We start from the raw sequence: 20174 nt of genomic DNA on the forward strand, positions 1-20174 counted from the left end.
TGGAGCATCCCTGGGGGCCGGCGAGTGGGAGCACCGAACCTGACCGTCCGTACTGCGGCCTGCGGATCTGCCGGGAGCAGCTGCTCCTTGCGATCCTCAGAAGCGGCCTCAGTGTGGACGGGAGACGCACAACGACACACCAGAGTAGCCGCCGCCGTGCCGCAGGGTCAAAACGCTCCGCTGCGGCACTCCCTCGCACCCCGCGGCCCGCGCCCTCACCGGGCGCGCTTGACGCGACCGGAGTCCCACACGGCCTCGGGGGTCTCGACGACCTCGCCGTCCGCCCCGAACACCAGGAACCGGTCGAAGCCGCGCGCGAACCACCGGTCGTGCGTCACGGCCATGACCGTCCCCTCGAACGCCTCGAGACCGGCCTCGAGCGCCTCGGCGGAGTGCAGGTCGAGGTTGTCGGTCGGCTCGTCGAGCAGGAGCAGCGTCGCGCCGCCGAGCTCGAGCAGCAGGATCTGGAACCGCGCCTGCTGCCCACCCGACAGCGTCTCGTACGCCTGCTCGGCCGCCGCGACGAGCTCGTAGCGGTCGAGGGCCTTGCTGGCCGGCTCGCGTCCCATGCCGGCCCGGTGCCCGTCGCCGCGGTGCAGGATCTCGAGCAGCGTGCGCCCGACGAGCTCGGCGTGGTCGTGGTTCTGCGCGAACCAGCCGGGCCGGACCCGGGACCCGAGCACCACCCGGCCCGTGTGGGCGACAGGAGTCACGTCCACGTCGCCCGCAGGCTCGTGCTCGGGCGAGGGGTCGGAGCCGCCGGTCGCGAGCAGCCGGAGGAAGTGCGACTTGCCCGAGCCGTTCGAGCCCAGGACCGCGATGCGCTCGCCGAACCAGACCTCGAGGTCGAACGGCTCCATGAGCCCCGTGAGCTCGAGGCCGGTCGCGACGACGGCCCGCTTGGCCGTCCGACCACCGCGCAGCCGGACCCGGACGTTCTGCTCGCGCGCCATGACCTGCGGCGGACCCGCCTCCTCGAACTTCCGCAGCCGCGTCTGGGCCGCTGAGTAGCGCGACGCGAGCCCGTCGTTGAAGGCAGCCTTGTTCTTGAGCGTGAACACGAGCTCCTTGAGCTTCGCGTGCTCCTCGTCCCAGCGACGCAGGAGCTCCTCGAGCCGCGAGCGCCGGTCCTCGCGCGCCTGCGGGTAGCTCCTGAAGCCGCCACCGTGCACCCAGATGCTCGAACCGGACGCCGTCGGCTCGAGCGTCGCGACCTGGGTGGCGGTGCGCGCGAGCAGCTCGCGGTCGTGGCTCACGTACAGCACGGTCTTGGGCGAGGCCGCGAGCTGGGTCTCGAGCCACCGCTTCGTCGGCACGTCGAGGTAGTTGTCCGGCTCGTCGAGCAGCAGGACCTCCTCGGGCCCGCGCAGCAGCGCCTCGAGGACCAGGCGCTTCTGCTCCCCGCCGGACAGGGTGCGCACCTCGCGGTACTGCGCCGCGTCGAAGGGGATCGACAGCACGGCGTCGGTCACCTTGTCCCAGCCCGCCTCGGCCTCGTAGCCGCCCACGTCGGCCCAGTCGACGAGCGCCGTGGCGTACCGCATCTGCGCGGGCTCGTCGTCGACCTCCATGATCGCGGTCTCCGCCGCCGCGAGCTCGACGGCGGCATCACGCACGCCCGCCGGGGCCAGCGACGCGAGCAGGTCGCGGATCGAGCGTCCGTCGTCGATGCGACCGACCATCTGGCGCATGATCCCCAGCCCGCCGCTGCGCACCACGGTGCCGCCGTGCGCGACCTCGTCGCCCGCCACGATCCGCAGGAGCGTGGTCTTGCCCGCACCGTTGGGGCCCACGAGCGCCACCTTGGCGCCGTCGGCCACGCGCAGGTCGACCTCGTCGAGGAGGGGCCGCCCGTCGGGCAGGAAGTAGCTCACGGCGCTGATGTCGAGGTGTCCCACGCCGACCAGTGTCCCTGGCGACCTACGAGCGCGTCGAACTCATAGCGCGAGCAGGGTGGCCCGGGTGGTGCCATCGTGGAGTCATGAGCAACGACACGTCTTCCGCGGGCGACGACCTGACCGGTGGGTCGGAGAACGACAGCGACCAGCTGCCGATGGAGGACACGCTTCTTGACCGCGGCGTCGACGACCTCCTCGACGAGGGGTACGTCGCGCCGGAGCGAGCGCGCACCAACCACTACGGCGAGACCGCGTGGGAGCAGCTGCACCGCGAGACGCTCGACCAGCGCCTCGCCGAGGAGGAGCCCGAGGTCTGGACCGTCCACCCGCGCATGGACCCCGCGCGGGAGCCCGACCGTGCGGGACGGCTCGTCGCGGACGAGCAGGCCGTCGAGGCCGGCGGCAACGACGAGTTCGCGGTCGACGCCGGGATCTCCGGCGGCGCCGCCAGTGCCGAGGAGGCGGCGGTGCACCTCATCGAGGAGGAGTACACGACCGAGGAGGACGAGACCCAGGACCAGGGCGACGAGGCCTGATCCGGCGCGTCAGCAGGTCTCGACCGCCGCGTCCGGGTCACGGCGCAGCGAGTCGACGTCCTCGGCCGAGCGGATCGCACGCGTCCGTTCGGCGCGATCGGCGAGCTCGTCGTCCGGCGGGTAGGTGACCTCCTCGAGCGTGAGGCCCAGCGCGGGCACCACGACGTTCCCGGGGTCGCGCTGCCTCCCGGCGAGCAGGTCGGCGGGCCAGCGAACCTGTCGGCGCCCCTCCCCGACCGCGAGGCTGGCGCCCACGAGCGCGCGCACCATGCTGTGGCAGAAGGCGTCGGCCTGCACGTGCGCGACGACGAGTCCCGCGTCGGGGCCGTCGACGGGTCGCTGCCAGGTCAGCACCTCGAGCGTGCGGATCGTCGTCGCCCCGACCCGCGGCCTGCAGAACGCCGCGAAGTCGTGGCGTCCGAGCAGCGCCCGCGCGGCCGCGTCCATCGCCTCGTCGTCGAGCTGGTGGGAGTGCCACAGGACGTGGGACCGCCGCAGCGGGTCGCGCAACGTCGCGTCGTCGCACACGCGGTAGACGTAGCGGCGGCGCAGCGCCGAGAAGCGGGCGTCGAAGCCCGGGTGGGCGACGCTGACGCGGTGCGCGACGACGTCCGGAGGCAGCAGCCCACCGAGCCGCGTGACGAGGACGTCCTCGGCGCTGCGTGACGACCGCCCGGGGACCGCGAGCCAGGTGTCGACCGGCACGTCGACGTGCGCCACCTGACCCCGCGCGTGCACGCCGGCGTCAGTGCGCCCGGCGACCGTGACCCGCAGGTGGTCGAGGTGCAGCACCGTCGCGAGCGCCTCCTCGAGCACTCCCTGGACGGTGCGCAGCGCCGGCTGCACCGCCCAGCCGGCGAACCGGGTGCCGTCGTAGGCGAGGTCGAGTCGGAGCCGTACCGTGTTCACGCCCGACACGGTAGCCCGCTCCGGCCCCCGCTACCGTGAGCAGGTGACATCGAGCACCCCGGTCGCCCCGAGCGGCCGACCCGTCTTCACGCTCGCCGTCGACTGCGGCGGCAGCGGCATCAAGGCGTCGGTCCTGGATGCGGCCGGCACGCTGCACGCGCCACCGATCCGGGTGCCCACCCCCTACCCGCTGCCGCCCGCCCTGCTCATCGAGACGGTCGCCGAGATCGCCGCCCGGCTCCCCCGCGCCGATCGGCTCACGGTCGGCATGCCGGGCATGATCCGGCACGGTGTCGTCGTCGCGACGCCGCACTACGTCACCACGGCCGGTCCGCACACCCGCGTCGACCCGGCACTCGTCGTCAGCTGGGCCGGCTACGACATCCGCGCCGCGCTCGAGCGCCGCCTCGGCGTCCCGACCCTCGTCCTCAACGACGCCGAGGTCCACGGTGCCGGCGTCATCTCGGGGACCGGGGTCGAGCTCGTCCTGACTCTCGGGACCGGCCTGGGCTCGGCGCTGTTCGACGGCGGAGTCCTCGCCCCGCACCTCGAGCTCTCGCACGCACCGATCCGGCGCGGCACGACCTACGACTCCTACATCGGTGAGATCGAGCGGGCCAGGCTGGGCGACCCCCGCTGGTCCGGTCGTGTCCGCCGGGCCGTCGAGGGCCTGCGGCCCGTGTTCTGCTGGGACCGGCTCTACCTGGGCGGCGGGAACTCGCGCCGGATCATCCCGCAGGCGCTCGAACGTCTCGGCGACGACGTCGTCGTCGTCCCGAACCAGGCCGGCATCGTCGGTGGCGTCCGCGCGTGGGAGCTTCGCTCGTCGGTGTGACGCGCCCGGCGCCCCTCACCGCTGCAGCGCGTCCAGAGCCTCGAGGACCACGCGTGTGAACCGTACGGGGGCGACGAGGCTGACCAGGTGGGTGGCGCCCGGAACGACGACGAGGCGACCGTCCCGGCACGCCGCCAGGTAGCGACGCTCCTCCCCCGGAAGTGGTCGTACCGCCCGTTGACGAGCCACACCGGCACGTCGATGCGGGCCAGGTCGTCGACCGGCCGGGCCGCGGACACGGCGCGCAGCACGTCCCGGCCCACGTCGAGGGCGAACCCGCCCGCTCCGACGTCACGCGCCCCCGCCGGCGGCAGCGCGAGGTCGACCATCAGCTGGTTCAGTCGCGCGCCCTCGTCGGGCAGGCGGGCGATGGCCCGGACCGCGAGCTCCCACGCACCGACGAGCGGTCGCAGCGGCCGCGTCGAGCAGGCGGCAACGACGAGGCCGGCGACCTGCCCCGGATGGCGCGCGGCATGCGCGATCCCCACGTAGCCGCCGAGCGAGAGCCCCACCACGAGCGCTCGGCCTCCGACGTCGTCCACACCGCGGGTGACCGCGTCGATGGCGCCGTCCCACGTGAACCGCTCGCCGCACCGCCGACCGTGCCCCGGCAGGTCGACCGCGACCGCCGGGTGACCGACCGCCTCGACGGCCGCCACCTGGGCGCGCCACATCGTGCGCGAGGTACGCAGGCCGTGCAGGAACACGACGGGCAGCTCAGCGGCCATCACGCCTCCGCACGGGTCGCAGCAGACCCGACCGGCGGCCTGGTCCCCGTCCGAGGTTAGCGTCGAGACGACGACGGCCCGGCAGGGGATCTGTCCCCGGCCGGGCCGTCGTGCGTGTCGTGCTGGTGCTGCTCAGGCCTCTTCGGTGTCGGCGGCCTGCGCCTTGGCGCCACCGGCCGGCACGAAGCCAGCGGCCTCGGCGGCCTCGGCCGTCGCGAACCAGACCTCGGCGACGGTCGCGTCGTACCACTGCGAGCCCTCGACGTGGTACTTCATCGAGTCCTCGTTGCCCTTGACCGTGAAGCCCTCGGGCACGTCCTCGCCCTTGTACGAGCCCTCGCCGTACGGCTGGGTGCTCGCGGACTCCTCGACGACCTCGGCCGGCGCGTCGACGACGGTCGCCGGGGCGGCCTTCTTCGGGGCCGACTTCTTGGCGGCCTTCTCGGCCTCCTTGACGACAGCCTGCTTCGGCGAGAGCGGCTCGAGGACGAGCTCGATCACGGCCATGGGCGCGTTGTCGCCCTTACGGGCACCGATCTTCGTGATGCGGGTGTAGCCACCCTGACGCTCCGCGACTGCGGGGGCGATCTCGGTGAACAGCGCGTGGACGACGGACTTGTCCCGAACGACGGTCATGACGCGGCGGCGCGCGTGCAGGTCTCCACGCTTCGCGAACGTGATGAGCCGCTCGGCGAGCGGGCGAAGGCGCTTGGCCTTGGCCTCGGTCGTCGTGATGCGCTTGTGCTCGAACAGTGACGTGGCCAGGTTGGCCAGGATCAGCCGCTCGTGCGCCGGACCGCCACCGAGGCGGGGACCCTTGGTGGGCGTAGGCATGATCTATTGCTCCTTGCGTTCCAGTGATGGGCTACGCGCGGCACCCGACGAGGGGTTCCGCGCATCCCCCGGCGTCAGTACTGCTCGTCCTCGGTGAAGTCACCCTCGTCGGCGTCGTAGTAACCGGCGGCGGCGGTCGGGTCGAAGTCGAGCGGGCTGTCCTTGAGCGACAGGCCGAGCTCGGCAAGCTTCTCCTTGACCTCGGTGATCGACTTCGCACCGAAGTTGCGGATGTCGAGGAGGTCGGCCTCGCTGCGCGCCACGAGCTCGCCCACCGAGTGGATGCCCTCGCGCTTGAGGCAGTTGTAGGACCGGATCGTCAGCTGCAGGTCCTCGATCGGCAGTGCGAGGTCAGCGGCGAGAGCGGCGTCCGTCGGCGACGGGCCGATCTCGATGCCCTCGGCCTCGACGTTGAGCTCGCGGGCGAGCCCGAACAGCTCGACGAGCGTCCGGCCGGCCGACGCGAGCGCGTCGCGGGGGCTGATGGCCTGCTTCGTCTCGACGTCGACGATGAGCTTGTCGAAGTCGGTCCGCTGCTCGACACGCGTCGCCTCGACCTTGTAGGTCACCTTGAGGACCGGCGAGTAGATCGAGTCGACCGGCACGCGGCCGATCTCGGCGTCGTAGGACTTGTTCTGGTTCGCCGAGACGTACCCGCGGCCGCGCTCGACCGTGAGCTCGATCTCGAGCTTGCCCTTCTCGTTGATCGTCGCGAGGTGGAGGTCGGGGTTGTGCACCTCGACGCCCGCCGGCGGGACGATGTCCGCAGCCGTGACGGCGCCGCCACCCTGCTTGCGCAGGTACATGACGACGGGCTCGTCGTTCTCCGAGGAGACCACGAGCTGCTTGATGTTGAGGATGATCTCGGTGACGTCTTCCTTCACGCCCGGGATCGTCGAGAACTCGTGCAGGACTCCGTCGACGCGGATGGACGTGACTGCGGCCCCCGGGATCGAGGAGAGCAGGGTCCGACGCAGCGAGTTGCCGAGCGTGTAGCCGAAGCCAGGCTCGAGGGGCTCGATGGAGAACCGCGAGCGGTACTCCGAGATGACCTCTTCGGTCAGGGTGGGGCGCTGTGCGATGAGCACGGTGTGCTTCCTCTCAGCGGGCGTCCGCCATATGACGCCGCGCAGTACTGCAACCCGGCCAGGTCTCGGTCTACCCGGTCAGGCAAGTCCGGGCGGTCCGGCGCGAGGTCTCCTCGCGCCGGACCGCCTGCTCGAGATCAGACCCGGCGACGCTTCGGCGGGCGGCAGCCGTTGTGCGCCTGCGGGGTGACGTCCTGGATCGAGCCGACCTCGAGGCCGGTCGCCTGGAGCGAGCGGATCGCGGTCTCGCGGCCCGAGCCGGGGCCCTTGACGAAGACGTCGACCTTCTTCATGCCGTGCTCCTGCGCACGACGCGCGGCAGCCTCAGCAGCGAGCTGGGCGGCGAACGGCGTCGACTTGCGCGAGCCCTTGAAGCCGACCTGGCCCGACGAGGCCCAGGCGATCACGGCACCCGAGGGGTCGGTGATGGAGACGATGGTGTTGTTGAACGTGCTCTTGATGTGCGCCTGGCCGTGGGAGACGTTCTTCTTCTCCTTGCGGCGCGGCTTGCGAACTGCTGCACGAGTCTTCGGGGGCATCTGCGGTTTCTCTCTCGTTCTCCGGCTGTCGCCAGGGTCGTGATGTCGGTGGTCCCGACGCGTGGGCGGCGGCGCGTGCTGCGCCGACCGGGCCCTGCGCCGGTGCTACTTCCGGCCGGCCTTCTTCTTGCCGGCGACGGTGCGCTTCGGACCCTTGCGGGTACGCGCGTTGGTCTTGGTGCGCTGTCCGTGCACGGGAAGGCCACGGCGGTGCCGCAGGCCCTGGTAGCAACCGATCTCGACCTTGCGGCGGATGTCCGCAGCAACCTCGCGGCGGAGGTCGCCCTCGAGCTTGTAGTTGCCCTCGAGGTAGTCACGAAGGACGACGAGCGTCGCGTCGTCGAGGTCCTTGACGCGGAGGTCCGGGCTGATGCCCGTCGCGGCCAGCGTCTGGTGCGCGCGGGTACGACCGACGCCGTAGATGTAGGTGAGCGCGATCTCGAGCCGCTTCTCGCGGGGGAGGTCGACGCCGACAAGACGTGCCATGTGTCTGGTGACTCCTGTACTGCATCGGAGGTCTGCCGCACTGCCCTCCCGCGTGCTGCGGGCCTCGGCCTCCGACCGAGGGTGCACCGGTGCCGACCGAAGGGCCGGTGCCGGAGTGGCGGTGCGCTTGCTGGTCCTGGCCGGGGCCGGGACCGGTGGTGCTGCTCGGGTGCGCCCCGAGCGTCAGGGCATCAGCCCTGGCGCTGCTTGTGGCGCAGGTTCTCGCAGATCACCTGGACGCGACCGTGCCGGCGGATCACCTTGCACTTGTCGCAGATCTTCTTGACGCTGGGCTTGACCTTCATTGCGTGTTCCTCCGCCGCCGCGGCGCCCGGGGTCCGGACCGACGGCGTGTTCGAGTGGCGGTTACTTGTAGCGGTAGACGATCCGGCCGCGGGACAGGTCGTACGGGCTCAGCTCAACGACCACGCGGTCCTCGGGGAGGATCCGGATGTAGTGCTGACGCATCTTGCCCGAGATGTGGGCGAGCACTCTGTGGCCGTTGGCCAGCTCCACGCGAAACATCGCGTTCGGCAAGGCCTCGACAACGCTGCCTTCGATCTCGATGACACCGTCCTTCTTTGCCATATCCTCCGCTAACTCTCTGATGGATGAACCAGTCCACGTCGACCACGATGAGACCACTCGTGCGTTCCGTGGATTCGTGCAGGGTCATGAACCTTGACGTGCAGCCACCGCCCCTGGCCGATCGGGGGCCGATCACCGGGGCAGGACAGCACAGGGCACACACACCCAACGGGCGATTCTACGCCATCGGCGGGCCCGGACGAAACGGCCCCGGGTACGCACGCCTGTCCCGGCCCGGGGTCCCGGCCTCGCCGAGCGTCCTGCGCTGCGCACGCACCGGCGGAGGCGCGAACATGCGACCGCCGGCGCCACCGGGGATCGAGCAACCCGGTGGCGTCGGCGTCCGTCACGGCGCAGCGCGCCTGCCGGTCGTGGTCAGGGGCGCTGACCGGAACGGCGACGCAGCGTGACGAGCAGCCCCCCTGCGACGAGGAGCACGGCGGCGGCGCCGAGCACCGGACCCGTCGACGAGCCCGTCGCGGCGAGGTTGGCCTGCGCGTCGAGCACCTCGGACACGTAGGTCGTCGACGGCGACGGCGTCGGGGTGGTGGCCCCCGCGCTCAGCACCTCAGAGCGGTACGTCGGTGTCGCGGTGGGCGTCACCGACGGCGCTGCAGTCGGCGTCACGGTGGCAGACGGCGACGCCGTCGGCGACGGGCTCACGTTCGGTGTCACCGTGGGCGACGGGGTCGCGGACGGCGTGATCGTGGGCGACGGCGTGACCGTCGGCGACGGCGTCACGGTGGGCGACGGCGTCGCGGACGGCGTCACGGTGGGCGACGGCGTGACCGTCGGCGACGGCGTCACGGTGGGCGACGGCGTCGCGGACGGCGTCACGGTGGGCGACGGCGTCGCCGACGGTGACGGGCTCTCGACCGGTGCGCAGACGCGGCCCTCCCGGAAGTCCCAGCCCACGTTCATGCCGCTGAGCGGGTGGATGTGGGGCGCGCTCAGCTGGCTCTGACCGATGTACAGGTCCGACTGCCAGTTGCAGTCCGGTAGCGCGGCCTCGAGCGTGTAGCTCCCGACGCCGTAGGTCGCGCCGTTCTCGGTCGCGTGCGCGAACGCCACCTGCGACGCGTAGGGCTGGACCAGCCCGTTCTTCAGCGTGTAGGTCGAGAACGACAGCGGCGGGGTCCGGCCCTCGCAGCCGCGTGGTCCGACCGTGAACGTCGCCAGTCCGCCGACCACCGTGGACGCCACGACCTGGCACGGGATCACCACTGGCGTCCGGCTGCCGCCAGGTCGCTCGTCACCCGCGCGCGTCGCACTTGCGGGAAGCGCCGCGCTGACGCTGACCACCAGACCCAGCGCCGTCGTCACCGCCAGGGCGCCCAGACGGGCTCGTCCCCGTGCGTTCCGCTGAACCCTGTCGCCGACTGGCGTGAACAACTCGCGACGCATGTCTCACCCATCACCATGATGTGAGTCGACTCGGCGCACCACTGCGCCGGCCGACCTGCGGATGGGCACCGCTGCCTCGGCGCGCGCGAATCCGGCGAGCGGGCAGACGCGCCCCTCGTCAAGCGTCACGGAGTGCGAGGTCACGGGTGCCCGGTGCGCAGACTGGTCGCCTCGCGCAGTTGGGAGCATAACCAACAGATCGGACAAATATGGGCGTTTCGCCCATCGTGACGCACGTCACTTCTCGCCGGGAGACGGCGCCTGACCAGGGCGGCGATCCTGATGGGCTGCCCGCGCCGCGTGCAGCCCGCACGGCAGCCACGACTCAGCGAGCGGTGGCAGGACCGCGACGGTCAGTCGAGCGGGGCGACCGCGACGCCGAGCTCCGCGAGACGCGAGGCACCGCCGTCCCGAGCAGTGAGTACCCAGATCCCGGACTCGAGGACGGCGACGGTGTGCTCCCAGTGCGCGGCTCGTGAGCCGTCCGCCGTCACGACCGTCCAGTCGTCCTCGAGCACCTGGGTCGCCTGGGTGCCCCGGGTGAGCATCGGCTCGACCGCGACGCACAGACCCGGGCGCACACGCGCCCCACGCGCCCGTGCGCGGTAGTTCAGCACGTCGGGGGGCTGGTGCATCGCGGTGCCGATCCCGTGGCCCACGTACTCCTCCACGACCCCGTAGCGCGCACCGCCGTTGAGCGCGGTGTCGGTCGCGTCGACGACGTCCTCCACGGCCTCGCCCACGGCACCGAGGCGGTCGGAGGTCGCGAGCGCGGCGATGCCGGCCCACATCGCACGCTCGGCCGCGTCGCTGAGGGCGACGTCCGCCGGGTCGGCATCGGCCAGGACCACGGTCAGAGCCGAGTCGCCGTGCCACCCGTCGACGATCGCTCCGCAGTCGACCGAGACGACGTCGCCGGGCTCGAGCACGCGCGGACCGGGGATGCCGTGGACGACCTCGTCGTTGACCGAGACGCACACCGTCGCGGGATACCCGTCATACCCGAGGAACGACGGCGTGGCCCCCGCTGCCGCGATGACCGCCGCAGCGATCGCGTCGAGGTCGGCGGTCGTCATCCCTGGACGGACCTCGTCGCGCACCGCAGCGAGCGCGTCTGCGACGACGAGCCCGGCTCGCCGCATGACCCGCACCTGGTCGGGCGTCTTGAGCTCGATCCGCTCGTGGCCGAACATGGACCGCGCTGCGTCAGCCGACGTACGGGGCGATCGCCGCGAGCAGTCGCTGCGTCACCTCGTCGACCGCGCCGATGCCGTCCACCTGCACCAGCAGGTCGCGCGAGGCGTACACGCCCGCGATGGGCGCCGTCTGCTCCGCGTAGACGTCGAGCCGATGGCGGACGACGGACTCGGTGTCGTCGGCGCGTCCTTCGATCTCGGCTCGCTTGAGGAGCCTGTCGACCACGGCCGCGGCGTCCGCGGTGATCTCGACGGCGACGTCCAGCGAGCGACCGGTCGACGTGAGGATGTCATCGAGCTCTGCGACTTGCGCGACGTTCCGCGGGTAGCCGTCGAGCAGGAACCCGCCCTCGACGTCGGGCTCGGCGAGCCGGTCCCGCACCATCGCGTTCGTGAGCTCGTCGGGGACGAGCGCACCGGCGGACGTGTACTCCTGCACCTTGAGGCCCAGGGCCGTGCCGCCCTTGATGTTCGCCCGGAAGATGTCGCCCGTCGAGATCGCGGGGACGCCCAGGCTCTCGGCGAGCCGCACGGCCTGCGTCCCCTTGCCGGCTCCGGGCGGACCCAGCAGGACCAGACGTGCGCTCATCGCAGGAACCCCTCGTAGTGCCGCTGCTGCAGCTGCGACTCGATCTGCTTGACGGTCTCGAGACCGACACCGACGACGATCAGGATCGACGACCCGCCGAACGGGATGTTCGTCCCCACGCCCAGCACGATGAAGGTGATCGTCGGGACGAGTGCGACGAGGGCCAGGTAGATCGACCCCGGCGCCGTGATCCTCGAGATGACGAAGTCGAGGTACTCGGCCGTCGGCCGGCCCGCCCGGATGCCCGGGATGAACCCGCCGTACTTCTTCATGTTGTCGGCGACCTCGTCCGGGTTGAACGTGATGGCCGTGTAGAAGTAGCAGAAGAAGATGATCAGGAGCGAGTACAGGACGAGGTGCAGGGGCGCGCTCGACGTCGCGACGTTGTTGGTGAGCCACACGACCCAGGGCTGTGTCTTGTCCGCGAACTGAGCGATCAGGCCCGGGACCGCGAGGAGCGACGACGCGAAGATCACCGGGATGATGCCGGCGATGTTGATCTTGATCGGGATGTAGGTGCTCGTGCCGCCGTACATGCGCCGCCCGACCATCCGCTTGGCGTACTGCACGGGGATACGGCGCTGCGACTGCTCGACGAAGACGACCAGGGCCACGACCAGGATCACGACCGCCATGACGATGATGAACTTGCCGACGCCGCCCGCACCACCGGCGATCGACCAGAGGGCGGTCGGGAAGCGCGCAGCGATGGACGTGAAGATGAGGAGCGACATGCCGTTGCCGACGCCGTGCTCGGTGATGAGCTCACCGAGCCACATGATCAGGCCGGTACCCGCCGTCATGGTCAGAACCATGATCGCGATCGTGACCGGCGTGTCGTTGGGGATCACGTCGACGGTGCAGTTCTGGAACAGGTTCCCGCTGCGCGCGACCGTGATGACCGTCGTCGACTGCAGGATCGCGAGACCGATCGTCAGGTAGCGCGTGTACTGCGTGAGGGTCGCCGTGCCGGACTGACCCTCCTGGTGCAGCGCCTCGAAGTGCGGGATGACCACGCGCAGGAGCTGGACGATGATGCTCGCCGTGATGTACGGCATGATGCCGAGCGCGAACACCGACAGCTGCAGCAGGGCGCCGCCGCTGAAGAGGTTGACGAGGCCGAGCAGCGTGTTGCTGTCGGCGCTCTGGGCGATGCAGGCCTGGACGTTGGTGTAGGACACGCCCGGGGTCGGCAGGAACGAACCGATCCGGAAGACGACCATGATGCCGATCGTGAAGAGCAGCTTGCGCCGCAGATCGGGCGTCCTGAACGCCCGCACGAATGCGCTGAGCACCTGTCCTCCTGCTCCGCCGTGGCGGTGTGTCGTACGACCGGCTGACCCGGTCGTGAAGCGTCCCCTGGCACCGCGTCCACTACGAGATCGTGCCGGGGCGCCCCGGGAACCCTAACGGAGAAACCCACCGATGCGACAACGGGGCCGGCAGGAACTGTGTCCCTGCCGACCCCGTCATGCGATCAGTCCTGCGCGACGCTCCCGCCGGCGGCCAGGATCTTGTCCTTGGCCGACGTCGAGTACGCGTCGACGTCCACGCTGAGCTTGACCGTGATCTCGCCCGTACCCAGCACCTTGACGAGCTTGCCCTTGCGGACAGCGCCCTTGGCGACGAGGTCGTCGACCGTCACGGTGCCACCGTTCGGGTACAGGTCCGACAGCGCGTCCAGGTTCACGACCTGGTACTCGGTGCGGAACGGGTTCTTGAAGCCGCGGAGCTTGGGCAGCCGCATGTGCAACGGCATCTGCCCGCCCTCGAAGCGGTCCGGGATCTGGTAGCGCGCCGCCTGCCCCTTGGTACCGCGACCAGCCGTCTTGCCCTTGGACGCCTCGCCACGACCCACGCGGGTCTTGGCGGTCTTGGCGCCGGGAGCCGGACGCAGGTGGTGCATCTTCAGCGTTCCGCCGGAGGACACCTCCTCAGCTGCCGCCTTCGCCGTCGCCGCCTTGGCCGGAGCCTTGGCGGGCTTCGACGCAGCGGCGGCTGTGGCCTTGGCCTTGGGGGCCGCCTTCTCGGCGGACTCCGCAGCCACAGCCTTCTTGGCCGGAGCCTTCTTCGCCGGGGTCTTCACCACGGCGTCGTCAGCGGCCTTCTTGTCGTCAGCCATCGTCACTCGACCTCCTCTACCGCAACAAGGTGCGTCACCGTGGTCACCATGCCGCGGATCTCAGGACGGTCCTCCTTGACGACGACGTCGCCGATCCGCTTCAGGCCCAAGGAACGCAGCGTGTCGCGCTGGTTCTGCTTGCCGCCGATGGCGGACCTGGTCTGGGTCACCTTCAGACGAGCCATCAGACACCCGCCTTCGCAGCGATGCCCGCGGCTTGCGCCCGGAGCAGCGACGCCGGCGCGACGTGCTCGACCGGCAGGCCGCGACGTGCGGCGACCTGCTCGGGGAGCTCGAGGCCGTGCAGCGCCGCAACCGTGGCGTGCACGATGTTGATCGAGTTCGTCGACCCGAGCGACTTGCTGAGCACGTCGTGGATGCCGGCGCACTCCAGCACCGCGCGCACCGGACCGCCGGCGATCACACCGGTACCCGGCGACGCCGGACGGAGGAAGACGACACCGGCAGCTGCCTCACCCTGGACCGGGTGAGGAATCGTGCCCTGGATGCGAGGAACCTTGAAGAAGTTCTTCTTGGCCTCCTCGACGCCCTTGGCGATTGCCGCAGGCACCTCCTTGGCCTTGCCGTAGCCGACGCCGACCGTGCCGTCACCATCGCCCACCACGACGAGCGCGGTGAAGCTGAACCGGCGGCCACCCTTGACGACCTTGGCCACGCGGTTGATCGTCACGACGCGCTCGAGGAACGCGCTCTTCTCGGGGGCGTCACGACGCCCGCCACCGTCACGGCGACCGCCGTCGCGGCGCTCGCCCCCGCCGGTTCCGGTGCCGCCCGCAGGCGCCCCGGTGTTGCTGCGCTGAGGAGCAGCCATCAGTGAGTCCTCTTCTTCGATGCGGAGATGAACAGCGTCGTCACAGGGCCAGACCGCCTTCGCGGGCCCCGTCGGCGACTGCCGCCACCCGGCCGTGGTACTTGTTGCCGCCGCGGTCGAACACGACCGAGTCGATGCCGGCCGCCTTGGCGCGCTCGGCGACGAGCTCGCCGACCTTGCGGGCCTTGGCGGTCTTGTCGGCGCCGAGGCTCCGCAGGTCCGCCTCGAGCGTGGAGGCCGAGGCCAGAGTCCGCCCGACGCCGTCGTCCACGACCTGCGCCGTGATGTGCCGTGCGGAGCGCGTCACGACGAGACGCGGACGCGCCGCGCTGCCGCTGACCTTCTTGCGCAGACGCAGGTGCCGCCGCGCGCGGGCAATCGCCTTGCCCTTGCCCTTGATGGAGATCGCCATGGCTTACTTCCCAGCCTTTCCGACCTTGCGGCGCACGTTCTCGCCGGAGTACCGCACGCCCTTGCCCTTGTAGGGCTCAGGCTTGCGGATCTTGCGAATGTTCGCGGCGACCTCGCCGACCTGCTGCTTGTCGATGCCGATGACCGAGAACTTCGTCGGGCTCTCGACAGCGAACGTGATGCCGGCCGGGGCCGCGACCGCGACCGGGTGGCTGAACCCGAGTGCGAACTCGAGCCCACCGTCCTTCGCGGCGACGCGGTAACCGGTTCCGACGATCTCGAGCTTCTTCTCGTAGCCGTCGGTCACACCGATGACGAGGTTCGCCAGCAGCGTGCGCGTCAGTCCGTGCAGCGAGCGCGAAGCGCGCTCGTCGTTCGGACGCGTGACCACGAGAGCGCCTGCGTCATCACGCGCGACCTCGATAGGGGTGGCAACCGTGTGCGCCAGGGTGCCCTTGGGCCCCTGGACCGTCACCACGGCGCCGTCGATCTTGACATCCACGCCGGCCGGGACCGGGACGGGGATTCTGCCGATACGAGACATGGCTAGCTCCTTTCCGTCTCGGACTTACCAGACGTAGGCGAGGACTTCCCCACCCACGCCCTTCTTGGCGGCCTGCTTGTCGGTCAGGAGACCAGAGGACGTGGACAGGATCGCCACGCCCAGGCCTCCGAGGACCTTGGGCAGGTTGGTCGACTTGGCGTACACGCGCAGGCCCGGCTTGGACACGCGCTTGATGCCGGCGAGCGAGCGCTCACGGTTGGGGCCGTACTTGAGCTCGATGATGAGGTACTTGCCTACGGGGGCGTCCTCAACCTTCCAGCTCGCGATGTAGCCCTCGGCCTGCAGGATCTCAGCGATGTGCGACTTCAGCTTCGAGTACGGGATGGTTACCGAGTCGTGGTGCGCCGAGTTCGCATTACGCAGACGTGTCAGCAGGTCTGCGATCGGGTCGGTCATCGTCATGGGGCTTCAGCCCTCTCTCATCGGGGTATCTGGACCGCGTCGCGAGACGCGGTCCAGACCTACGACGTCGTTGGTTACCAGCTGCTCTTGGTCACGCCGGGGAGCTCGCCGCGGTGCGCCATCTCGCGCACGCAGATGCGGCAGAGCCCGAACTTGCGATACACAGCGTGCGGACGTCCGCAGCGCTGGCACCGCGTGTAGGCGCGGACCTTGAACTTCGGGGTCGCGGCTGCCTTCTGGATCAGGGCGGTCTTCGCCATTGTCAGTCCTCCTTGAAGGGGAAGCCGAGACGCTTCAGAAGCGAGCGGCCCTCATCGTCTGTCGTCGCGGTCGTCACGACAGTGATGTCCATGCCGCGCACTCGGTCGATCTTGTCCTGATCGATCTCGTGGAACATCGACTGCTCCGTGAGGCCGAACGTGTAGTTGCCGTGCCCGTCGAACTGCTTCGCCGAGAGCCCGCGGAAGTCGCGGATGCGCGGCAGCGCGGTCGACAGGAGACGGTCCAGGAACTCCCAGGCACGGTCGCCGCGCAGCGTGACGTGCGCGCCGATCGGCATCCCCTCACGCAGCTTGAACTGCGCGATGGACTTGCGGGCCTTGGTCACCTGCGGCTTCTGGCCCGTGATCTGGGTCAGGTCGCGCACAGCGCCGTCCATGAGCTTGGAGTCCTTGGCGGCGTCTCCGACACCCATGTTCACGACGACCTTCACGAGGCGCGCGACCTGGTTGACGTTGGCGTGCTTGAACTCCTCGTGCAGCGCCGGGACGATCTCCTCGGCGTAGCGCGTCTTCAGGCGCGGCTGGGAAACCTCGACCGCGGGGGTGTTCTCGTCGATAGCGGTCATCAGATGTCCTTACCGGAGCGCTTGGCGACGCGGACCCGGACAGTGCGGGTACGGCCGTCGCGCTCGACCTGCTCGGTGCGGTAGCCGACCCGGGTGCCCTTCTTCGTCTCCGGGTCCACCAGCATCACGTTGCTGATGTGGATGGGGGCCTCGATCGTCTCGATGCCGCCTGTGGTGGTGCCGCGCTGCGACTGGCCGACCTTCGTGTGCTTGGTGACACGCTGGACGCCCTCGACGACGACGCGCTGCGTCTCGATGAGAACCTGCAGCACGCGACCCTGCTGGCCCTTGTCGCGGCCCGAGATGACGACCACGAGGTCGCCCTTCTTGATCTTCGCCATGGTCAGAGCACCTCCGGCGCGAGCGAGATGATCTTCATGAACTTCTTGTCACGCAGCTCGCGGCCCACCGGGCCGAAGATGCGCGTGCCACGAGGCTCACCGTCGCTCTTGAGGATCACGGCCGCGTTCTCGTCGAACTTGATGTACGAACCGTCGGGACGCCGACGCTCCTTCTTGGTCCGGACGATGACGGCCTTGACCACATCGCCCTTCTTGACGTTGCCGCCCGGGATCGCGTCCTTGACGGTGGCGACGATCGTGTCGCCAATTCCGGCATAGCGACGGCCCGAGCCACCGAGAACGCGGATGCAAAGAATCTCCTTGGCACCCGTGTTGTCGGCGACACGAAGTCGCGACTCCTGCTGAATCATCTGCTGAACTCCTGACGTCTGCCGGTTCTCGCGGTGCGAGCCTGGCCGAACGGATAGTTGCCGTCGTGCACACGTCGAGCGACCTGGTGCCTACGCACCTGCCACTCCCGTGGGCAACTCTGAGTACTACGGACTACTTGGCCTTCTCGAGGATCTCCACCAGGCGGAAGCGCTTGGTCGCCGACAGCGGGCGGGTCTCCATGATGAGGACGAGGTCGCCGACGCCGGCTGTGCCGGCCTCGTCGTGCACCTTGACCTTGCTCGTGCGTCGGATGACCTTGCCGTAGAGCGGGTGCTTGACCCGGTCCTCGACCTCGACCACCACGGTCTTCTGCATCTTGTCGCTGACGACGTATCCGCGTCGCGACTTGCGGTCCTTGCGGTCCACGGCAGCTGCCGTGGTCTGCTCGACCTTCTCGTTCTCGGTGTTTGCGCTCATCGTGACCTCACTCGCTCGCGCTCGGGGCAGTACGGATGCCGAGCTCGCGCTCGCGCAGGATCGTGTAGATCCGGGCGATGTCGCGGCGCACAGCCTTGAGCCGCCCGTGGCTCTCGAGCTGGCCCGTCGCCGACTGGAAGCGGAGGTTGAAGAGCTCCTCCTTGGCCTTCTTCAGCTCGGCGACAAGTCGCTCGTCGTCGAAGGCATCCAGCTCGGTAGGAGCCAGGTCCTTGGTGCCGATAGCCATCAGTTACCACCCTCGCGAACCACAAAACGGGTCTTCATCGGGAGCTTGTGCTGCGCGAGGCGCATGGCCTCACGAGCCAGGGGCTCCGGGACACCGGCGAGCTCGAAGAGAACTCGACCCGGCTTGACGTTGGCGATCCACCACTCCGGCGAACCCTTGCCGGAACCCATGCGGGTCTCGGCAGGCTTCTTCGTGATGGGACGGTCCGGGTAGATGTTGATCCAGACCTTTCCACCACGCTTGATGTGGCGGGTGATCGCGATACGAGCAGCCTCGATCTGACGGTTCGTGACGTAGGCAGGCGCAAGCGCCTGGATGCCGTACTCACCGAACGAGATCTCCGTGCCACCGGTAGCGGCGCCGGAGCGCCCCGGGTGGTGCTGCTTGCGGTGCTTCAGCCTCCGCGGGATCAGCACGGTCAGGCCTCCGTTCCGGACTCAGGGGCGGGAGCCGCCTCAACAGCAGGTGCATCGGTCGACGCTGCGTCGGCCGGGGCATCGCTGCGGTCGGTGCGACGCGGAGCGGCGCCACGGGCAGGACGCTCGCCGGCACGCTCGGGACGCGGGCCACGCTGCTGACGGGGAGCCTGGGTCGCCTGCTCGCGGGCGAACTCCTTCTCCGTCATGTCGCCCTTGTAGATCCAGACCTTCACGCCGATGCGGCCGAACGTCGTACGAGCCTCGTAGAAGCCGTAGTCGATGTAGGCGCGCAGCGTGTGCAGCGGCACACGACCTTCGCGGTAGAACTCGGTCCGGCTCATCTCAGCGCCGCCGAGGCGACCGGAGACCTGCACCCGGATGCCCTTGGCACCCGCGCGCTGGGCGCTCTGCATGCCCTTGCGCATGGCGCGACGGAACGAGACGCGGCTCGCGAGCTGCTCGGCGATGCCCTGGGCGACCAGCTGCGACTCGATCTCGGCGTTCTTGACCTCGAGGATGTTCAGCTGGACCTGCTTGCCCGTGAGCTTCTCGAGCTCGCCGCGGATGCGGTCGGCCTCCGCGCCACGACGCCCGATGACGATGCCCGGGCGGGCGGTGTGGATGTCGACGCGGACGCGGTCACGCGTGCGCTCGATCTCGACCTTGGCGATGCCGGCGCGCTCCAGACCCGTGTTCATGAGCTTACGGATCTTCACGTCCTCGCCGACGTAGTCGCGGTAGCGCTGCCCCGGCTTGGTGGAGTCAGCGAACCAACGCGAACGGTGGTCTGTCGTGATGCCCAGGCGATACCCGAGCGGGTTGACCTTGTGTCCCACTATCGGGCACTTCCCTTCGTGCGCTCGCGCTCTGCAACAACCACGGTGATGTGGCTGGTGCGCTTGAGGATCTGGCTGGCACGCCCCTGCGCCCGCGGACGGAACCGCTTGAGCGTGGGCCCCTCGTCCACGAAGACCTCCGACACGAAGAGGTCGGCCTCATCGAGCCGCTCCCCCGCACGCTTGGCGGCTTCACGGGCGTTCGCGATCGCGCTCTCGACGACCTTGAGGACCGTCGCCCCAGCAGCCTGCGGCGCGAACTTCAGCACCGCCACGGCCTCGGCGGCCTGCTTGCCACGGACGAGGTCCACGACGCGCCGGGCCTTCTGGGGCGTGACGCGGACGAACCGCGCCTTCGCCTTGGCTTCCATTGCTGTCCTGCCTTCTTGTCTCTGCCGTCAGGGACATCACCTGGCTGACCCGGAGGTCAGCGGCGACGTCCCTTCCGGTCGTCCTTCTCGTGGCCGCGGAACGTCCGCGTGGGGGCAAACTCGCCCAGCTTGTGGCCGACCATCGACTCGGTGACGAACACGGGCGTGTGCTTGCGCCCGTCGTGCACCGCGAACGTGTGACCGAGGAAGTCGGGCGTGATGACCGACCGGCGGGACCACGTCTTGATGACGTTCTTGGTCCCCTTCTCGTTCTGGACGTCGACCTTCTTCTGCAGATGGCCGTCGACGAACGGGCCCTTCTTCAGGCTGCGTGGCATCTC

30 protein-coding genes and 1 pseudogene are annotated in these 20174 nt (G+C 69.8%); 2 read left to right on the forward strand and 29 right to left on the reverse strand.

From position 1 onward, the window contains the following. Nucleotides 1-215: 215 nt before the first annotated feature. The gene (locus tag DDP54_RS04505; RefSeq protein ID WP_109130730.1) at nucleotides 216-1898 is read right to left on the reverse strand and encodes an ATP-binding cassette domain-containing protein; all 1683 of its coding nucleotides are present in this window, start codon (nucleotides 1896-1898) and stop codon (nucleotides 216-218) included. Nucleotides 1899-1981: 83 nt separating this feature from the next. Between DDP54_RS04505 and DDP54_RS04510 the strand changes: the two genes are divergently transcribed. Then, the gene (locus DDP54_RS04510) at nucleotides 1982-2434 is read left to right on the forward strand and encodes a DUF5709 domain-containing protein (RefSeq protein ID WP_109130731.1); all 453 of its coding nucleotides are present in this window, start codon (nucleotides 1982-1984) and stop codon (nucleotides 2432-2434) included. A 9-nt stretch (nucleotides 2435-2443) separates the two neighbouring features. On the opposite strand, the gene truA is transcribed toward DDP54_RS04510, so the two are convergent. Further along, nucleotides 2444-3343: a tRNA pseudouridine(38-40) synthase TruA gene (gene truA / locus DDP54_RS04515; protein ID WP_109130732.1), complete on the reverse strand. Its 900-nt coding sequence runs from the start codon at nucleotides 3341-3343 to the stop codon at nucleotides 2444-2446. A gap of 43 nt (nucleotides 3344-3386) precedes the next feature. Here truA and DDP54_RS04520 point away from each other — a divergent pair, with 43 nt between their 5' ends. Next, complete coding sequence (locus DDP54_RS04520; protein WP_109130733.1) at nucleotides 3387-4178, forward strand: ROK family protein; 792 nt, start codon at nucleotides 3387-3389, stop codon at nucleotides 4176-4178. Between the two features lie 194 nt (nucleotides 4179-4372). Here DDP54_RS04520 and DDP54_RS04525 read toward each other — a convergent pair. The 27 genes and pseudogenes from DDP54_RS04525 to rpsS all read right to left on the reverse strand — a co-directional run. Further along, nucleotides 4373-4906 (reverse strand): annotated as a pseudogene (locus DDP54_RS04525) (alpha/beta fold hydrolase); the annotation flags it as partial. 132 nt (nucleotides 4907-5038) lie between these two features. Further along, nucleotides 5039-5740, reverse strand: coding sequence for a 50S ribosomal protein L17 (rplQ, locus tag DDP54_RS04530; RefSeq protein WP_109130734.1), 702 nt, complete (start codon nucleotides 5738-5740; stop codon nucleotides 5039-5041). A 74-nt stretch (nucleotides 5741-5814) separates the two neighbouring features. Beyond that, nucleotides 5815-6828, reverse strand: a complete 1014-nt coding sequence (locus DDP54_RS04535) for a DNA-directed RNA polymerase subunit alpha (protein ID WP_109130735.1) — start codon at nucleotides 6826-6828, stop codon at nucleotides 5815-5817. A 137-nt stretch (nucleotides 6829-6965) separates the two neighbouring features. Further along, nucleotides 6966-7367 (reverse strand): 30S ribosomal protein S11, encoded by a 402-nt coding sequence (rpsK, locus tag DDP54_RS04540; protein WP_109130736.1) that lies wholly within the window; start codon nucleotides 7365-7367, stop codon nucleotides 6966-6968. Nucleotides 7368-7472: 105 nt separating this feature from the next. Continuing rightward, nucleotides 7473-7853, reverse strand: coding sequence for a 30S ribosomal protein S13 (gene rpsM / locus DDP54_RS04545; protein ID WP_109130737.1), 381 nt, complete (start codon nucleotides 7851-7853; stop codon nucleotides 7473-7475). A gap of 191 nt (nucleotides 7854-8044) precedes the next feature. Beyond that, nucleotides 8045-8158: a 50S ribosomal protein L36 gene (rpmJ, locus tag DDP54_RS04550; protein ID WP_013117849.1), complete on the reverse strand. Its 114-nt coding sequence runs from the start codon at nucleotides 8156-8158 to the stop codon at nucleotides 8045-8047. Nucleotides 8159-8219: 61 nt separating this feature from the next. Continuing rightward, nucleotides 8220-8441 carry a translation initiation factor IF-1 gene (gene infA / locus DDP54_RS04555; RefSeq protein WP_024286981.1) on the reverse strand — a complete coding sequence of 74 codons (222 nt, stop codon included), beginning with the start codon at nucleotides 8439-8441 and terminating at the stop codon, nucleotides 8220-8222. A 375-nt stretch (nucleotides 8442-8816) separates the two neighbouring features. Continuing rightward, nucleotides 8817-9644: an LPXTG cell wall anchor domain-containing protein gene (locus tag DDP54_RS04560; protein WP_146192360.1), complete on the reverse strand. Its 828-nt coding sequence runs from the start codon at nucleotides 9642-9644 to the stop codon at nucleotides 8817-8819. A gap of 554 nt (nucleotides 9645-10198) precedes the next feature. Continuing rightward, nucleotides 10199-11038, reverse strand: coding sequence for a type I methionyl aminopeptidase (map, locus tag DDP54_RS04565; RefSeq protein WP_109130739.1), 840 nt, complete (start codon nucleotides 11036-11038; stop codon nucleotides 10199-10201). A 13-nt stretch (nucleotides 11039-11051) separates the two neighbouring features. Then, nucleotides 11052-11630: an adenylate kinase gene (locus DDP54_RS04570; RefSeq protein ID WP_109130740.1), complete on the reverse strand. Its 579-nt coding sequence runs from the start codon at nucleotides 11628-11630 to the stop codon at nucleotides 11052-11054. Further along, complete coding sequence (gene secY, locus DDP54_RS04575) at nucleotides 11627-12925, reverse strand: preprotein translocase subunit SecY (RefSeq protein WP_109130741.1); 1299 nt, start codon at nucleotides 12923-12925, stop codon at nucleotides 11627-11629. Before secY ends, DDP54_RS04570 begins: the two co-directional genes overlap by 4 nt. Nucleotides 12926-13107: 182 nt before the next feature. Next, nucleotides 13108-13752 (reverse strand): 50S ribosomal protein L15, encoded by a 645-nt coding sequence (gene rplO / locus DDP54_RS04580; RefSeq protein ID WP_109130742.1) that lies wholly within the window; start codon nucleotides 13750-13752, stop codon nucleotides 13108-13110. 2 nt (nucleotides 13753-13754) lie between these two features. Beyond that, the gene (gene rpmD, locus DDP54_RS04585; RefSeq protein ID WP_109130743.1) at nucleotides 13755-13937 is read right to left on the reverse strand and encodes a 50S ribosomal protein L30; all 183 of its coding nucleotides are present in this window, start codon (nucleotides 13935-13937) and stop codon (nucleotides 13755-13757) included. Further along, a complete protein-coding gene (gene rpsE / locus DDP54_RS04590) occupies nucleotides 13937-14584 on the reverse strand; it encodes a 30S ribosomal protein S5 (protein WP_109130744.1) in 648 nt (215 codons plus the stop codon). Before rpsE ends, rpmD begins: the two co-directional genes overlap by 1 nt. 40 nt (nucleotides 14585-14624) lie before the next feature. Further along, nucleotides 14625-14996 carry a 50S ribosomal protein L18 gene (gene rplR, locus DDP54_RS04595; RefSeq protein WP_109130745.1) on the reverse strand — a complete coding sequence of 124 codons (372 nt, stop codon included), beginning with the start codon at nucleotides 14994-14996 and terminating at the stop codon, nucleotides 14625-14627. Nucleotides 14997-14999: 3 nt separating this feature from the next. Then, a complete protein-coding gene (rplF, locus tag DDP54_RS04600; RefSeq protein WP_109130746.1) occupies nucleotides 15000-15539 on the reverse strand; it encodes a 50S ribosomal protein L6 in 540 nt (179 codons plus the stop codon). Between the two features lie 24 nt (nucleotides 15540-15563). Then, nucleotides 15564-15962, reverse strand: a complete 399-nt coding sequence (gene rpsH, locus DDP54_RS04605; RefSeq protein ID WP_109130747.1) for a 30S ribosomal protein S8 — start codon at nucleotides 15960-15962, stop codon at nucleotides 15564-15566. Nucleotides 15963-16036: 74 nt separating this feature from the next. Continuing rightward, entirely contained in the window at nucleotides 16037-16222 is a 186-nt protein-coding gene (locus DDP54_RS04610; protein ID WP_109130748.1) for a type Z 30S ribosomal protein S14, read from the reverse strand. Nucleotides 16223-16224: 2 nt separating this feature from the next. Beyond that, nucleotides 16225-16809: a 50S ribosomal protein L5 gene (gene rplE / locus DDP54_RS04615; RefSeq protein ID WP_109130749.1), complete on the reverse strand. Its 585-nt coding sequence runs from the start codon at nucleotides 16807-16809 to the stop codon at nucleotides 16225-16227. Next, nucleotides 16809-17150, reverse strand: coding sequence for a 50S ribosomal protein L24 (gene rplX / locus DDP54_RS04620; protein WP_109130750.1), 342 nt, complete (start codon nucleotides 17148-17150; stop codon nucleotides 16809-16811). The genes rplE and rplX overlap by 1 nt, the downstream gene beginning before the upstream one ends. Nucleotides 17151-17152: 2 nt before the next feature. Further along, nucleotides 17153-17521 (reverse strand): 50S ribosomal protein L14, encoded by a 369-nt coding sequence (rplN, locus tag DDP54_RS04625; protein WP_109130751.1) that lies wholly within the window; start codon nucleotides 17519-17521, stop codon nucleotides 17153-17155. A gap of 133 nt (nucleotides 17522-17654) precedes the next feature. After that, entirely contained in the window at nucleotides 17655-17960 is a 306-nt protein-coding gene (rpsQ, locus tag DDP54_RS04630) for a 30S ribosomal protein S17 (RefSeq protein WP_277949582.1), read from the reverse strand. A gap of 7 nt (nucleotides 17961-17967) precedes the next feature. Then, on the reverse strand, nucleotides 17968-18207 hold the full coding sequence (rpmC, locus tag DDP54_RS04635) for a 50S ribosomal protein L29 (protein ID WP_109130752.1): 240 nt from the start codon (nucleotides 18205-18207) through the stop codon (nucleotides 17968-17970). Continuing rightward, the gene (rplP, locus tag DDP54_RS04640) at nucleotides 18207-18623 is read right to left on the reverse strand and encodes a 50S ribosomal protein L16 (protein ID WP_109130753.1); all 417 of its coding nucleotides are present in this window, start codon (nucleotides 18621-18623) and stop codon (nucleotides 18207-18209) included. The genes rpmC and rplP overlap by 1 nt, the downstream gene beginning before the upstream one ends. Before the next feature lie 2 nt (nucleotides 18624-18625). Next, the gene (rpsC, locus tag DDP54_RS04645; RefSeq protein WP_109130754.1) at nucleotides 18626-19462 is read right to left on the reverse strand and encodes a 30S ribosomal protein S3; all 837 of its coding nucleotides are present in this window, start codon (nucleotides 19460-19462) and stop codon (nucleotides 18626-18628) included. After that, nucleotides 19462-19833 (reverse strand): 50S ribosomal protein L22, encoded by a 372-nt coding sequence (gene rplV / locus DDP54_RS04650; RefSeq protein WP_109130755.1) that lies wholly within the window; start codon nucleotides 19831-19833, stop codon nucleotides 19462-19464. Before rplV ends, rpsC begins: the two co-directional genes overlap by 1 nt. Before the next feature lie 56 nt (nucleotides 19834-19889). Then, entirely contained in the window at nucleotides 19890-20171 is a 282-nt protein-coding gene (gene rpsS / locus DDP54_RS04655) for a 30S ribosomal protein S19 (RefSeq protein ID WP_109130756.1), read from the reverse strand. Nucleotides 20172-20174: the final 3 nt, after the last annotated feature.

Source organism: Cellulomonas sp. WB94 (genome assembly GCF_003115775.1).
Lineage (GTDB): Bacteria > Actinomycetota > Actinomycetes > Actinomycetales > Cellulomonadaceae > Cellulomonas_A.